Genomic DNA, 13,521 nt, shown 5'->3' on the forward strand with positions numbered 1-13,521 from the left:
GGCGATCCGTATCCCCGTGGCTATTCGCCGACCGTGATCACGGGCAAAATTGGCAAACGTGCCATCCTGCAGGCAGATATCCGAATCAATGAGCTGCGCATTCCGAAAACAAATCTTTTGGAACGTTCGCACGACTTCAAGGATGCCGTAGCCGTGCTGAACGCCACCCGCAGCAGCGCGTCGTGGGAGGCGCTCGGGCATGCGGTGGCTGCCTTCGAAATCGCCCAAGCCTACTCATTGGAAAGATCGCAGTTTGGCAGCACGATCGGTAGCTACCAGCTGGTGCAGAACTTACTCGCCAATATGCTCGCCGAGGTCACTGCCATGTACACGATGTGTGTGCGCAGCGCTCAGCTGGCCGACGCCGGCCAACTCACAGGTCCGATGTCCTCGCTCTTGAAGCTCCACACCGCCAAGAAGTCCCGTTGGGTCTGCCAGTCGTCGCGGGACATCCTCGCCGGCAACGGTCTCCTGCTTGAACGCCACGTCGCTAGGCATTTGACCGACATGGAGATAGTTCACACCTACGAGGGCACCGAATTCATACAGTCGCTCCTGGTGGGCCGCGAACTGACAGGCGTTTCGGCATTCTCGGCCAGTAAGAAGCACAAGGAAAGGCTCCAGGGCTGATGCGTTTCACAGGAAAGGCTGCCGTCGTTACCGGCGGCGCCCAGGGCATTGGCCGGGCCACATCGTTGCGACTGGCGCGCGAGGGCGCAGTCGTGGGCATTTTCGACCTCAACCGCGATCGTGCCGTTCAAAGCGCGGCCGACCTATCGTTAGACCCGGAGGTCATTGCAGCGGCAGGTCGAGTTCTGGCTTACAGCTGCGACGTCACCAATGACGATGCTGTCGCCAGCGCGGCTGCAGCTTTCGCGCGAGACGCCGGAGGCCTGCATATCCTGGTGAACAATGCCGGAATCACGCGCGACGAGCTGTTCTTCCGTATGGAAAGGTCGAGTTGGGACTCGGTGATCAATACGAATCTCACCAGCATGTTTGTCTGCAGCCAGGTTGCGCAGTCGTACATGGTCGGCCAGCGGAGCGGCAAAATCGTGAATCTGAGTAGCCGCTCGGCGCTCGGCAACCGAGGCCAGGCCAACTATGCGGCGGCCAAGGCCGGCGTGCAAGGCTTCACCGCGACTCTCGCCATCGAGCTCGGCCGGTACAACATCAATGTCAATGCTGTCGCTCCTGGATTCGTCGCCACCGAGATGACTGATGCCACCGCGCTGCGAGTCGGCAAAGACCCTTCTGAATATCAGGATGAAGTTGCCAATCGCACTCCCCTCGGCCGGGTGGGAACGCCGGCCGACGTAGCGGCCTCCGTCGCGTTCCTGAGCTCGGACGACGCCGCATACATCTCGGGCCAGACTCTCTACGTGAATGGCGGAGCCCGATGAAAACCACCTTGGAGATAGCGCGCCTCATGCCAACGATGGCCCCCGGGACGACATTGGGGCTGTCCCGTCCCATTCCATTGACACAGGGGCGCATCGACGATTTCGCAGAGATCACTGGCGACAGACAGTGGATTCATGTCGATGCCGAGCGCGCGAGTTCGGGGCCCTACGCTGGCACGATCGCGCACGGGTACCTCATTCTGGCTCTCCTCCCCGAATTCACGCGCGATGTCGTCGACTTCGCATCTCAGGGCACCGTCATCAACTACGGGCTCAACCGCGTACGTTTTCTCGCCGCGGCTGGCAGCGGCATACAGTGCATCGACCGCATCACCCTGATGGAACGCACAGACAAAACGGCTGGCACTCTCTATGGCCTTCAGCATGAGTTGATGGACGCGGAGACCGGCGATGTACTGTGTCTGGCGCAAACGCTCACACTCGTGCGAGCTGCAGCATGAGCCTGCTCGTTGAGCATGCTTCGGGGCTTCTCACCCTGACGTTCTCGGAGCCGGCAAAGAGAAACCCGCTCACGCCCGAGATCGCCGACGCCCTGGCGAAAGAGATTCGAGAGGCAGAGGCGTCTGACCTTGTTCGGGCGGTTCTCATTCTCGGGTCCGGTGGCAACTTCTCCTCCGGCGGGGATCTTCGGGCGATGCCTCCCGCCGACACAATCGCCGCTGCCGATCGGCTCCGCCGCTACGCCGCCCTGATCACGACGATGGCGAAATCGACGCTGCCGATGGTATGCGCCCTCGAGGGAACAACCGCGGGAATCGCTCTGGGCGTGGCCACCGCTTGCGATGTGATCGTGGCTGATGAGCAGGCCCGGTTGCTCTTTCCTTTCAGCAGGCTCGGGCTCTTTCCGGACGGTGGGCTCATCCATGGCTTGGCCTCACGGGTCGGGCCGGGCCGTGCAAAAGCACTCCTGCTGGTTGGCGATCCCGTCACTGCGCAGCGCGCCTACGACATGGGACTTGTCGACCGTCTCGCGCCGCCTGGTAGCGCGGTCGCCCTGGCCTCCGATATCGCGCGCGACCTCGCGCTTCGCGCACCGCTGTCAGTGGGCAGCATTAAATCGGCCTTCTCGGACGGCGTCAATGCCCTCGCGCCGACGCTCGAAACCGAACGGATCACGCAGTCACGGCTCTATTTCTCTGAAGACTTCACAGAGGGCAGGGCGGCCTTCTTCGACAAAAGGCAAGCTGCCTTCACCGGCCGATAGACGAGAATCCTCACGCTCGCAGGTCGCCAAGCAGCTCATCAAGCATCTCCACCTGCTGAGCTGCCGTGGGAGCTCCCCGGTACACGACTGACTGCACGCTCAGTCCGTCCATCAGCACGCGCAGCCGCCGCACCGCTGCGTCAATCGAGACACCGGAGGCGAGTGTACCCGCACTCTGAGCCTCGACCAGACGTGTGCGCACGCGATCGTTGAATGCCTCGGTCTCCTGGTCGTTCACCCCGAGCAAGCGCTCATTGCCGATGGCTTCACCCCAGAATGCCACCTCGACAGCCGCCAGCGTCTGCCGCTGCGCATCGAGTGGTAGGCAGGCGAGCATGTATTCACGCAGCGCATCGAGCCCTCTCAGCTCGGTGCTTCTCAGCTCGGAGGCACTCAGTGCAGTCTCAAGCATGAGGTGCACCTCGCGGTGGGCGGCCCTCATCGCTTGCACGAGCAGATCGTCTTTGTCGGAGAAGTAGTGCACTAGGACCCCGCTCGAGTAACCAGCCTCACGCGCGATCTCGCGCATGGTTGCGTTAACGAGGCCTTTGCGAACTATGACAGCCCACACCGCTTCGATGATTTCTCGGCGGCGTTGGTCGTGGTCGACGACTTTGGGCACGTCGCGCTCCTCAGGTCTAGTTGGTCGGACTTGTTCACGGTCTAGCGTCTGCCGCGATCCATCTCCGCCTTCGTGCCCGGCTGCGAGACCCTGATACGAAGGCAGAAGCGAGCAACACGTTCTCTATCTTCGCTGGCACGCGGATACGCAGCAGTTCGGGCAACAATTCCACCCGGCGACTACAACTGGCGATAGCATCGCGGGTGTTTCAAGAGGTGCCGACGATTGGGGCTAGCTTATCCGTGGAGTTTCCCCATCGAAGCCCCTGACGTCGCCCTCTGGACATGACTCCTTCGCCAGTTCCCAATGGAGGAGGACGTCTCCGGACGTCTCAATCAGCGGTGACTAATCTTGCACTCCACTCCGCGACTCTCCCCCGCTGGAACCACCTCGGGCTCCCGACGACGTCCTCACTAATGCCCAAGGATGCCGTACTGCCGCGACCGAGGGGTGCGAACCACGTCGAATGCTTGTCCCTCGCGCTCGATCTCAGACGGCGGCCATGGCATCCTGGCGCTCAATCGCGGCGTTTAGTGAGGCAAACGCCGCATCGGTCACGGTCAGCGATTTCTCGATATCGCTCTCGGAGTGCGCCGCAGAAACGAACCAGTTGTGCGTCGGATGCAGATAGACCCCGTTGTCGATGCAGAACTGAGCAAATAGTTCGCCAAGCTTCACACCGCCCGGTCCCCCGAAGAGCAGGAGGGGCATCTGCACCGGTCCTGAAACCTGCGCGTCGATGCCATGCTTAGCCGCCTGCGCGCTGAGGCCCGCGCAGAGCAGTGTGCCAACGCGACGCATTTGCTCGAGAGCATCAGTGTCCCGAAGCTGGGTGATGGTCGCGATTGCCGCTGCCATGGAGCTCGCCGAGTACCAGAACGAGCCGGTGACATAGATGCTCGTTGCTGACTCACGTAGCCGCTCAGTACCGGTGACAGCTGACAACGGGTATCCGTTGGCAATAGCCTTCGACCACGCCGCGAGATCCGGCTGAACGCCGAACTGATCCCACGAGCCCTTGAGGTCAATGCGGAATCCGACGCGAACTTCATCCAGGATCAGGAGCGCGCCGTTATCGTCGCACAGTTGACGTGCAGCCTGGGCAAACTCAGCTGTCGCATACTCCTGAGTGAGTCCGAGCGGCTGGTGCACTGGCGCGATGATGATTGCGGCGAAATCATCGCCGGCCTCGGCGACAGCGGCTTTCAGCGACTCGACGTCATTGAAGACGAAACGGACCTGATGTGCACGGTCCTCCGGGGTGACTCCGCTCAATCGCGGAGTGCACCATGGAATTGCGCCGTGGTAGGCGTCGACCGCGATCAGGATCGTGTTGCGACCTGTGGCGGCGCGGGCGGTCGTGACACACGCGGTCGTTGCGTCGGTCCCGTTCTTACCGAAGAGCGCCCAATCCGCGTGCGGGATCGTCTCGCACATGAGCTCGGCCAGCTCGACCATCTCCACACCCGGTCCGTTGAAAATATCACCCTTCGCGAATACCGCCCTGGCAGACTCGTCGACCTTCTCGAATTGGCGGCCGAGGACGATCGGCCCCCAGCCGCACATGAAGTCGATGTACTCATTGCCGTCGACGTCCGTGATTCGTGCGCCGTCGCCGGTCTCCATGAACTGTGGATAGCCGCTGGGCAGCTTCTTCATGTTCATGTGGCCGTAGACGCCGCCAGGCAAGACCTTTTCTGCACGGGAGCGCAGAGACGCGTCGGTGGTGTTCTCGTTGCGCTTAGTCATCGTTGAGCATCTCCTTCACAACCGACACGATGCCGGCGGTATCCAAGCGGTAGTGGGCGTAAAGTCCGGCGGGCGGGCCAACAGGCACGTGCTCGTCCGGGACACCGTGTTTCCGGAATCGGGTTGGTAGCACAAGGTTCTCGAGGAGCACGTCGGCGACCCCCGAACCCAGACCGTTCGTGATATTGCCTTCCTCGACGGTGAGGATGCCTCCCGTCGTGGCGGCGGCATCCAGAACGACCCCTTCATCGAGCGGGGACACCGTGAACATATCGATCACCCGCACGTTGATTCCTTGCGCCTCGAGTTCCCGAGCTGCGGCGAGCGAAGGATGCACCGTCGACCCCGTCGCGATGATCGTCAGGTCGGCACCATCCTTCAGCGAAATAGCCTTACCAATCTCAATCTCTGGAACCTCGCTGTACACCTCTGGGTCGCGTCCCCTCCCCAGCCGCAGATACATTGCACCGGGGTAGTCCATGCTGGCGCGAAGCACCGCCCGCAGATGGTTGGCGTCAGTGACGCAGACAACCGTGAGGTCGGCGATGCTGCGGGTGATGCCTATGTCTTCGAGGCTGTGATGGCTCGTTCCGTAAAAACCCAGCGACATCCCGGAGTGGTGCCCAACGACGCGCACTGGGAGCTGCGGGTACGCACAATCGGTCCGCAGCTGCTCGCATCCGATGAGGGCCGCGAACGAAGCGAATGTGGCGGCGAATGGGACAAAGCCTGTGCTCGCCAGTCCAGCGGCAACGGTGATCATGTTCTTCTCGGCAATGCCGAGATTGAAGAAGCGTTCCGGGTGAACGGCCGCAAAGTCATTGGCTCGGTTGGAGCGTGCAAGGTCAGCAGTGAGCACCACGACCCGGGGATCTTCGTTGGCGATATCAGCGAGCTCCTCCCCAAAGACGAAAGCCGGAATGGAGCGTGTGTCCGTGCCGTCGAAGGACCGTCTGTCCTTCAACCCGACGTTCGCGGTTCCATTGAATACCTCCGATTGGTCCTGCCAGTCCGCCGACATCTAGATCACGCCCTCCATCAATTCGTTCATGACGGCGTCATAGTCTTCCCCAACGAGGTTCCCTACGTGCCAATCGGTGCTCAGCTCCATACGGGCAACACCCTTGCCTTTGACCGTGTCAGCGAGAATGCACTGAGGTTTCGAGGGGTCGGCCTCGTCGAGGCTGCGGAACGCCTTGAGCACGGCGTTCAGATCGTGCCCGTCTACCCTGTGGACCTGCCAGCCGAACGCGGCAAAGCGCTCATCAATCGGCCCGGTACTCATGATGTCCTGGGTAAAGCCGTCAATGCTTAGCTGGTTGTTGTCGACCACCGCGACAAGCTTGCCCAAGCCGTAATGGCTCGCCGACATGGCGGCCTCCCAGATCTGGCCCTCCGCCAACTCGCCGTCGCCGAGGAGTGCCCAGGTGCGATAGTCGAAGCCATTGAGGCGTCCACCCAATGCAATTCCGACTCCGACAGAGAGCGCATGCCCCAGTGAGCCGGAGCTAAAGTCGATGCCCGGAATCTTCTTCATATCCGGGTGATCACCGAATGGACTACCCAAGCGGGTGAAGGTATCGAGCTCACTTGGGGCGAAATAGCCGAGGTCGGCCAAGACCGGGTACAGACCGATCGCCGCGTGCCCCTTCCCCATAACGAAGCGGTCCCGTGCGAGATGCTTCGGCCGAGTGGGGTCGATTCTCAACTCGTCGTAGTAGAGCGCCGCCATCAGTTCGGCACAGGAGAAGACTGAGGAGTAGTGCCCTGCGCCAGCAATCTTGGTCAAGCGCAAAGTCTCGGTTCGAATGAACCGCGCCTTCTCCCGCAGCTCCGCGACCGACATCGTCGCTCGCCTGCCTGCTAGGACCGTGTCGTTCATCTGTCTCCCTCGACCGTTTTTTATATTGCTTGATCAATATAGATAAGGACTGCGTCGACGTCAACCAAAAGACAGCCATGACTTCCCCGCGGGTGGGCCAGCAGCCAACAGGCAGAACCACCGCGAGGTCTGGCGACTGCTCCATCTGCCGAATGCACGGCTGGTGGGCACTGCAACAATTTGACTGCAGCATTGCATTTGCCGGTGGGCGTGGCGTCAACTAGTCGCCAAACGACAAGTACCAAAGTTCCCGATTCGGAGCCCTCAACGCGGACGCGGGAGAAGTGGCGCTCACCGAAGGGCTTCGATGGGCAGTAGTCGCGACTAGAGCGAGACCCTCCTCACGTTCGCCACTCTCGGACATCTTCAGGGCATCCGCGCCAGAATTGTGCGGTGGCCCATCGGCGAGCGACCTAGTGGGCGATGCGCCCCGACTACACTCTGACCAGTCAGGCGTCGTGCTGGCCGTTCTCGACGACTGCTACCTGACGCTCGTATGGATGCGGGACAACGCAGCCCGGTTGGGTATCAGGCCGGACCAGCTCGCGGTGGCCGGCGCGAGCGAGGCACGCGGCCTCACGGCGGCGCTCACGCTCTATGCGCGAGACAAGGGCGAGATCCCTGTGGCCTTCGAGTTGCCGTTCTGTCCGATGATCCACGATCGGTGCACGACCGATTTCGCCGGGCTCGCTCCCGCGTTCGCCTTCGTCGGCAGCATCGAGCCATTCTGGGACGAGACGATCGACTACGTCGACAAGCTCCACGCCGCCAGAGCTCCCGTTGAGTTCACCGTCTTCGAGGGCTGCTTCCATGGCGTTGACGACCTCGTGCCCAAAGCGCGCGTCAGCATGGAAGCGACCCGATACCGCAACCGATGGTTCGGGCACTCGATTCAGAACTGCTTCACACCCCAGCCCGTCTCGAGCTGATGCCCCGCCAGGGTGACGGGCACGCTACCCCAGCCTGCCCGGTGGATTCCGTCGCACCCCGTGCAGGCTTAGAGGCGAACTCCCCATCCTGCGCGCCGCACTTCGGCGATCCGCTCGAGGATTTCTCGGCCGCGACTAGCTCCCGGGGTCGGGGTAGATGCCGCGGGTCTCGGCGCGGCGGTTCCGCTTGTGGACCCAATCGGATGGGTAGATCTTCGGAAGGATCTTGGCGATCGAGAGCGCCGCGTACATCAGCGTGTTGATGGCCACGAATGTCGCCCACACGGCGAACCACTCGCTCTGGAGCACGGATTCCGGGAGCAGCACTCCCGTGGGAAGGGCAGACCTCACCGAGCGACCTCTTCCTCTTCTTCGGCTCTTGCCTCATGTTGAAGGTGTGTCCACGTCGCCCGGCGCCCGATCGCGCTGTCGAGAATGCCCTTCACGTAGACACAGTTCAAGAACATGTCGAAGCACAGCTCGGGGATCAGCAGCACGGCCAACAGCCGGGCGCGCCATCCGCCCTTCCACACAGTGACGACGCGCTCGAGCGTGAACACCGCGCCGATCCCCAGCCAGAACGGGAACCACACCCAGGTGTCCAGCGACAGCGCCATGACGAGAAGGAGCGACAGGTAGCCGAACAGCGCGATGACGCCGTAGCCGATGCCCAGTTGCTGGGCCCAGTACCGCACCGTTTGCGGCTTGACGCCGTAGGCCCCGAGGTTCTCCAGAGCGCCACGCTGCCACCGCAGCCGCTGGTTCCACAGGGTGCGCCACGTCGGCATCAGCTCGGTGACCACGGTGCACTCCGACGGCGAGGTGATCAACCCGCCGAGCGACTTCAACGCGATCGTCAGCTCGTTGTCTTCCGTCAGGGCCGCGGTGTCGTACACGTCGCCGCGGATGCCGGGCAGCGAGGTCCCTCGGCCGGATGCCACGGCCCGCAACCCGACGGCTCGGAACAGCGAGGCGGTGCCCGTCAGCACGAAGACCCGGCCGCGCCGGCGCTTCAGCTCCCGCGAGTACCGGATGTACTCGTTCCGTTGGAACTGTCCGATCAGTCCATGGCCCGGCTCCCCGTAGAACAGGCCGCCGACGGCCATCAGCGCGCGGTCGCTCGCGAATCGCGACGCCGCAGCGGCCAGGAAGCCGCCGTCGAGCTGCGTGTCGGCATCCATGATCATCACGACATCGTTGTCGCCTTGATCGGGCAGGAGCACCGCCAGGGCCTGGTTCAGGGCGCCGGCCTTCTTGTGCGCGTTGCCGACGGACCGGAAGACCTCGACGCCGCGGGCGGCGGCGACGCGCTCCGTGCCGTCGGTGCAATTGTCGGCCACCACGATCACCCGGTCAGGGGGCGGCGACTGTGAGAACAACGAGTCCAGCGTGTCCGGGAGCGACGCCTCCTCGTTGTGCGCGGGGATCAAGACGGTGATGGTGATGGGGCCGGCGAAGACGCCCCGGGTGGCAGCCATGATGATCTTGGGCGCCAGCGGAGTCGACGTGCCGTCGGAGGAGCGCCGGTAGCGGGTGGCGATGCGCCGCTCGATGATCGCGATTCCCGCGGCCAGCAGCAGGGCCAACGCGATGGCGGCGAACATGGCACTCTGGCTGGGCGCCTGCGTGTTGTAGAGCACGCTCCACAGTCCCAGGAGCAGGCCCGAAGAGCTTGTGGCGCCCTCGCCGCCCTCCACTCTGGCCGCCACGGCGAACCACAACAGGCCCGCGGCCACTGTGACCAGAGCGGCGATGCTGAGGCCGGCCCACCGGCTGAAGTTCCAGTTCTTCACGTTTGGGGCCCTCCACGGCCCGTCGCACCGCTCGGTGAGCACCTCGCCGGAGTCGGCGATTCGCTGCGTGCACCTGATCGAGAAATTTGTCTTGCTCCCCTGCGACGGGATCCATGTGGCGCTCCCACTGTGCAGCCTAGCCGCCCCGCCGCGCCGCTCACAGTCCCAAGTTGACTCTGAGTACACCCCACCGGCAGGGGCGCGCCGCTCCGTTCCCTGGGCCCGAGTCATCCGCATCGCTCGGCCCTTCCGCGCGGCCCCCTTGTGCGCCGTCGGTGTGTCGCTGACGATGGATGAGTTCTCACGAACGCGACGAAGGAGACGACGCGATGACGAAATACCTGATCTCGTTCCCGAGCGGTGCCATGGACTTTCCCGACGCAGAGCTGCAAGCGGTCTCGGATGCGACGCACGCCGTGGCCGAGGAGGCGAAGGCTGCCGGCGTCTGGGTGTTCGGCGGTGCGATCGACGAGAGCGCTCCGCCGGTCCTCGTGGATGGGGACGGCACGGTGGCTGCGGGCACCTACCCTCAGACCGCGCAGCTCGACGGCGGCTTCTCGGTGCTGGAGCTGCCCTCCCGTGAGGCGGCCCTCGAGTGGGCCGCGAAGTTCGCGGCGTCCTGCCGATGCGCGCAGGAGGTGCGCGCCTTCCTCTACGACCCCGCCAGCTGACGGGCCCTCCCGCGCCCCGGGCGCGGCTGGGCCGATGCGCGAATCGCCCAAACGCGGGGGCGCCGATATGGTCGGCTGATGGTCACCGTAGATTTAGCCCAGTCCATGCTGTGGTTTTGGGTCGCATACATCGTCGTCACAACCGTCGGAATCGGGCACACCGTCTTCAATTGGAAGGCCCTCGGGATGACCGATGAGGGCGTCACCGTCACCTCGGTGTACGACATCTCGTCGTACCGGGCCACGCTGCCGTGGCATCCGCTCTACAACATCCTCTTGTTCCCGCCCGCTGCGCTGGCCTACTTCGCGATCGTGCGGCCGGATGACGTCTGGGCTCACGCCTGGGTCATGGCCGTGACCTGGGCGGTGGTCGCCATCGTCGTCGACGTGATCGGGTGGGTGCTCATCCGGCACCCGTGGAGCATGACCTGGCACGGCATGTATGTGGCGTACCAGCCGTGGCTGAGCCTGATCTACGCCGCCATCTTCGCCGCCCCGCTGATCGCCGCGGTATTGATCGCCGCGCTGCTCGCGTAACGGGCCCGGCTCAGCGCTTCTTGCCCCCGACGCCCGGCACGGACGTGACTTGCCTCATCCACTCCGCGGTCTGGCGCTCGTCGATGTCGGCCGCCGAGGCGAGCTCCACGCCTCGCGTCGACTTGCCCATGCCCACCGGTGTAACCGGGGGCACCGGGTCGAGCGCCGTGCCGTTCACGAACATGAGCTTGACGTGGCCGGCGAAGCCGCCAACGCAGAAGCACCAGCCGTCGCCGACGCCGTAGTACGACATGCCCCACTTCACGGAGCGTTGGAGCCCCGGCAGCGTCTGGGCCGCCAGCGCATCAATCGCCTCGGCGATGCCGCGCTGCGGCTGCGGCAGGCTGGCAATGTAGGCGAAGACCGGTTTGTCGCCGACCGCGGCCTTCGCCGGGCTGGCCCTGCCGGTCATCGCCTCCGGCAGCGTCCAGGAGCCGTCGGCCTGTGGCTGAGCACCGGGGCCGGATGCTGGACTGCGCGGTTGCTGATCTCCCTGCTCGCTCATGCCAGCACTTTACGCTCACCGGCGCGTGCGGGCAGCCGAAGCTCCGAGTCTGGTTGCGCCGCCGGCGGGCCTTGGCATCCCCGCCGTCGGCGAGGATCATTGCCGGTATCGACAGGCGACAGTGCTCGGAGGCGCACGACATGGAGAGATCCGACGGATGGCTGTCGGACGCTGACTTCGAGCGGAGGCCAGACCGGATCGACCCGGAGAAGGACAGCTTCTCCGTGGACGAAGCGCCCATCCTGGCGGACCTCCGCGCTGCGGGCTTCGAGTTCGACTCCGTCGACGCACTGCGGGAATCGGGAACGCGCTCTGTGGATGCCATCCCCGTCCTCTTCGGCTGGCTGCCCCGGATCGAGAACTCCCGAGTGAAGATGAGCGTCGTGCGCGCGCTCTCCGTCCCGTGGGCACGACCCGCGGCGAACAGGGCGTTGGTGGCCGAGTTCATTCGAGACGCGCCGCGTGACCCCTTCGCCGGTTGGCTGATCGGCAGCGCACTCTCGGTGACTGCCGACTCCTCTATCGCGGAGCAGCTCATCGAGCTCCTCGGCACCCCGCGATACGGGATGGCCCGACAAATGCTCCCCTACGCCCTGGCCACGGTCAAAGCGGCCGGCATCCGCGATCGAATCGAACCGTACCTCGAGCACCCCAATTCGCTGGTCCGCCGCCTGGCGAAGAAGGCGCTGCTGAAGCTCCCCGCCTGACCTCGACATGGCGCCAGACGCACACGTTCGGGCGGGGCGACGCGATCACCCGAAGATGCCTCGGGTGATTTTCCTCCACGGCTGCTAGATAGGAGCCGACTTGTTCTCCCGCAGACGCTCTTCTCCGGCGTGTTGGTCCCACGAGATATAGTCAGGCGGGACGGCGAGAGTTCATCCTGAATATTGTCCGGCGACGGTTCTAGGCAAGTTAGCTGTTCAATGACGAAGGACAAAGAATGACGGATGAAATTCAGTTTGAAGAGACGTTCCGCGAGAAGTTTCAGGAGCAGGCGGAAGCTATGGGCCGCTTCAATCTCGCAATTTTCGGCAAGACTGGTGTCGGAAAGTCCACTCTCGTCAACGCAGTGTTTGGCGAAGAAGTAGCACCTACGGGTATCGGCGAACCCGTCACCATGAACAATCACCTCTACCTCCACAAGTCCGGTTTCATGGGGCTGGTCGATACTCGAGGCCTCGAGATTGGCAAGGACACCGATGAGCTCATTGAGGAGCTCAGTTCTTACGTCAAGGAAATGCGCAATGGACGCGAATCTGAGCATGTCCACGTCGCTTGGTACTGTGTGCGGGCCACGGACCGCCGGTTCGAAGACACCGAGGCCGAGTTCGTTCGGCGTCTCCACAAGCTTGGGCTGCCGGTTCTTCTCGTCTTGACCCAAGTCACGTCGAGGAACGGGGAGTATCACCACGACGCTGTCGAACTCGCAGCACACATCTCAGGGTTGGGCCTGCCCATCGCGGGCGGGCAACCAATATTGGTGATGGCGGATGGGGACGAATTTACCGGGCAGGTGGAGCATGGGTTAAAGACGCTGCTCGATGCCACCTTTCGCGTTGTCCCCGAAGGCGTTGCCGCGGCCCTTGCTGCGGCCCAGAAAGTTGACATGGCGCGAAAGCGCAAAGACGCTCATTCCGCAGTTCAAGCCGCCGCGGTCTCGGCTTTAGCAGTGGGAGTTGTGCCCATTCCCTTAGCGGATGCTGCACTGCTGGTTCCGATTCAGCTGGCCATGATGGCACGAGTCGCTGCGATTTACGGATTGAAACTTGATACGGCCGCCATTGCTTCTACGGCAATCACAACAGTGCTGGTTGCCGGTGGGAAGAGCGCCGTTGTCGGTCTCACAAAGCTGGTTCCTGGAGCGGGCACAATCGTTGGCGGAGCGATTTCTGCTGGCGTGGCAAGTACTCTCACTCTCGCAACGGGGTTTGCTTGGGCGGCGGTCTGCCAAGAGCTCACGCTTGGCAGGTTGAGAGGCGTCGGTGGTGCCATCGATAGCACGCTCATTCACGAGCTTTTCAAAGTTCAGTACGCCGCATGGTTCGAGAACGCCAACAACCGGGTGGATGCCCGCGGTTCGAGTTCGACACCAGAATGATGGATGCCGGCGCACTGGCGGCATGAACGCCACGCTCAGCCAAACCGGCAGCGGTCCCGAGTCAACGATGGCGTCCCGGTGGAGGGTCCCCTCACGACTCAAAG

Annotated in this window: 16 protein-coding genes; 9 read left to right on the forward strand and 7 right to left on the reverse strand. The window is 63.4% G+C overall.

Annotated elements, in window-relative coordinates; all coding sequences use genetic code 11:
- From GY24_RS06960 to GY24_RS06975, 4 genes are all read left to right on the forward strand, one after another.
- A partial coding sequence (locus GY24_RS06960; protein WP_267892605.1) for an acyl-CoA dehydrogenase family protein occupies positions 1-630 on the forward strand: 630 nt, incomplete at its 5' end.
- Positions 630-1,403, forward strand: a complete 774-nt coding sequence (fabG, locus tag GY24_RS06965) for a 3-oxoacyl-ACP reductase FabG (protein ID WP_202972923.1) — start codon at positions 630-632, stop codon at positions 1,401-1,403. The genes GY24_RS06960 and fabG, both read left to right, overlap by 1 nt.
- Positions 1,400-1,864, forward strand: coding sequence for a MaoC/PaaZ C-terminal domain-containing protein (locus tag GY24_RS06970; protein ID WP_104474988.1), 465 nt, complete (start codon positions 1,400-1,402; stop codon positions 1,862-1,864). The genes fabG and GY24_RS06970 overlap by 4 nt, the downstream gene beginning before the upstream one ends.
- Positions 1,861-2,628: an enoyl-CoA hydratase/isomerase family protein gene (locus tag GY24_RS06975; RefSeq protein ID WP_104474989.1), complete on the forward strand. Its 768-nt coding sequence runs from the start codon at positions 1,861-1,863 to the stop codon at positions 2,626-2,628. The genes GY24_RS06970 and GY24_RS06975 overlap by 4 nt, the downstream gene beginning before the upstream one ends.
- 10 nt (positions 2,629-2,638) lie before the next feature.
- Here the strand turns inward: GY24_RS06975 and GY24_RS06980 are convergent, their stop codons facing one another.
- From GY24_RS06980 to GY24_RS06995, 4 genes are all read right to left on the reverse strand, one after another.
- Positions 2,639-3,250 carry a TetR/AcrR family transcriptional regulator gene (locus GY24_RS06980; RefSeq protein WP_104474990.1) on the reverse strand — a complete coding sequence of 204 codons (612 nt, stop codon included), beginning with the start codon at positions 3,248-3,250 and terminating at the stop codon, positions 2,639-2,641.
- Positions 3,251-3,739: 489 nt separating this feature from the next.
- On the reverse strand, positions 3,740-4,999 hold the full coding sequence (locus tag GY24_RS06985; RefSeq protein ID WP_104474991.1) for an aminotransferase class III-fold pyridoxal phosphate-dependent enzyme: 1,260 nt from the start codon (positions 4,997-4,999) through the stop codon (positions 3,740-3,742).
- On the reverse strand, positions 4,992-6,020 hold the full coding sequence (locus GY24_RS06990) for a transketolase family protein (protein ID WP_104474992.1): 1,029 nt from the start codon (positions 6,018-6,020) through the stop codon (positions 4,992-4,994). The genes GY24_RS06985 and GY24_RS06990 overlap by 8 nt, the downstream gene beginning before the upstream one ends.
- Positions 6,021-6,881 (reverse strand): transketolase, encoded by an 861-nt coding sequence (locus GY24_RS06995; RefSeq protein WP_193953522.1) that lies wholly within the window; start codon positions 6,879-6,881, stop codon positions 6,021-6,023.
- A 458-nt stretch (positions 6,882-7,339) separates the two neighbouring features.
- On the opposite strand from GY24_RS06995, the gene GY24_RS07000 reads away from it, so the two are divergent.
- On the forward strand, positions 7,340-7,810 hold the full coding sequence (locus GY24_RS07000) for an alpha/beta hydrolase (RefSeq protein ID WP_133161135.1): 471 nt from the start codon (positions 7,340-7,342) through the stop codon (positions 7,808-7,810).
- A gap of 135 nt (positions 7,811-7,945) precedes the next feature.
- On the opposite strand, the gene GY24_RS07005 is transcribed toward GY24_RS07000, so the two are convergent.
- Entirely contained in the window at positions 7,946-8,161 is a 216-nt protein-coding gene (locus GY24_RS07005; RefSeq protein ID WP_233279241.1) for a hypothetical protein, read from the reverse strand.
- Positions 8,158-9,603, reverse strand: coding sequence for a glycosyltransferase family 2 protein (locus tag GY24_RS07010; RefSeq protein ID WP_233279242.1), 1,446 nt, complete (start codon positions 9,601-9,603; stop codon positions 8,158-8,160). Before GY24_RS07010 ends, GY24_RS07005 begins: the two co-directional genes overlap by 4 nt.
- Before the next feature lie 329 nt (positions 9,604-9,932).
- Here GY24_RS07010 and GY24_RS07015 point away from each other — a divergent pair, with 329 nt between their 5' ends.
- Both GY24_RS07015 and GY24_RS07020 read left to right on the forward strand, forming a co-directional pair.
- Entirely contained in the window at positions 9,933-10,274 is a 342-nt protein-coding gene (locus GY24_RS07015) for a YciI family protein (protein WP_104474996.1), read from the forward strand.
- A gap of 105 nt (positions 10,275-10,379) precedes the next feature.
- The gene (locus tag GY24_RS07020; protein WP_083364397.1) at positions 10,380-10,811 is read left to right on the forward strand and encodes a hypothetical protein; all 432 of its coding nucleotides are present in this window, start codon (positions 10,380-10,382) and stop codon (positions 10,809-10,811) included.
- 10 nt (positions 10,812-10,821) lie between these two features.
- On the opposite strand, the gene GY24_RS07025 is transcribed toward GY24_RS07020, so the two are convergent.
- Positions 10,822-11,316, reverse strand: coding sequence for a DUF1801 domain-containing protein (locus GY24_RS07025; protein ID WP_233279243.1), 495 nt, complete (start codon positions 11,314-11,316; stop codon positions 10,822-10,824).
- A 140-nt stretch (positions 11,317-11,456) separates the two neighbouring features.
- Here GY24_RS07025 and GY24_RS07030 point away from each other — a divergent pair, with 140 nt between their 5' ends.
- Together GY24_RS07030 and GY24_RS07035 are read left to right on the forward strand one after the other, a co-directional pair.
- Positions 11,457-12,023 (forward strand): hypothetical protein, encoded by a 567-nt coding sequence (locus GY24_RS07030; protein ID WP_104474998.1) that lies wholly within the window; start codon positions 11,457-11,459, stop codon positions 12,021-12,023.
- 236 nt (positions 12,024-12,259) lie between these two features.
- Positions 12,260-13,417 carry a GTPase family protein gene (locus GY24_RS07035; RefSeq protein ID WP_104474999.1) on the forward strand — a complete coding sequence of 386 codons (1,158 nt, stop codon included), beginning with the start codon at positions 12,260-12,262 and terminating at the stop codon, positions 13,415-13,417.
- Positions 13,418-13,521: the final 104 nt, after the last annotated feature.

The sequence above is a fragment of the Microterricola pindariensis genome, assembly GCF_002936985.1.
GTDB classification, from domain to species: domain Bacteria; phylum Actinomycetota; class Actinomycetes; order Actinomycetales; family Microbacteriaceae; genus Microterricola; species Microterricola pindariensis.

Excerpts from the sequence above, each read along its gene's own strand:
- fabG (WP_202972923.1), top strand. The coding sequence starts at position 630 with ATGCGTTTCACAGGAAAGGCTGCCGTCGTTACCGGCGGCGCCCAGGGC.
- GY24_RS06970 (WP_104474988.1), top strand. The coding sequence starts at position 1,400 with ATGAAAACCACCTTGGAGATAGCGCGCCTCATGCCAACGATGGCCCCC.
- GY24_RS06975 (WP_104474989.1), top strand. The coding sequence starts at position 1,861 with ATGAGCCTGCTCGTTGAGCATGCTTCGGGGCTTCTCACCCTGACGTTC.
- GY24_RS06985 (WP_104474991.1), bottom strand. The coding sequence starts at position 4,999 with ATGACTAAGCGCAACGAGAACACCACCGACGCGTCTCTGCGCTCCCGT.
- GY24_RS06990 (WP_104474992.1), bottom strand. The coding sequence starts at position 6,020 with ATGTCGGCGGACTGGCAGGACCAATCGGAGGTATTCAATGGAACCGCG.
- GY24_RS06995 (WP_193953522.1), bottom strand. The coding sequence starts at position 6,881 with ATGAACGACACGGTCCTAGCAGGCAGGCGAGCGACGATGTCGGTCGCG.
- GY24_RS07015 (WP_104474996.1), top strand. The coding sequence starts at position 9,933 with ATGACGAAATACCTGATCTCGTTCCCGAGCGGTGCCATGGACTTTCCC.
- GY24_RS07020 (WP_083364397.1), top strand. The coding sequence starts at position 10,380 with ATGCTGTGGTTTTGGGTCGCATACATCGTCGTCACAACCGTCGGAATC.
- GY24_RS07025 (WP_233279243.1), bottom strand. The coding sequence starts at position 11,316 with ATGAGCGAGCAGGGAGATCAGCAACCGCGCAGTCCAGCATCCGGCCCC.
- GY24_RS07030 (WP_104474998.1), top strand. The coding sequence starts at position 11,457 with ATGGAGAGATCCGACGGATGGCTGTCGGACGCTGACTTCGAGCGGAGG.
- GY24_RS07035 (WP_104474999.1), top strand. The coding sequence starts at position 12,260 with ATGACGGATGAAATTCAGTTTGAAGAGACGTTCCGCGAGAAGTTTCAG.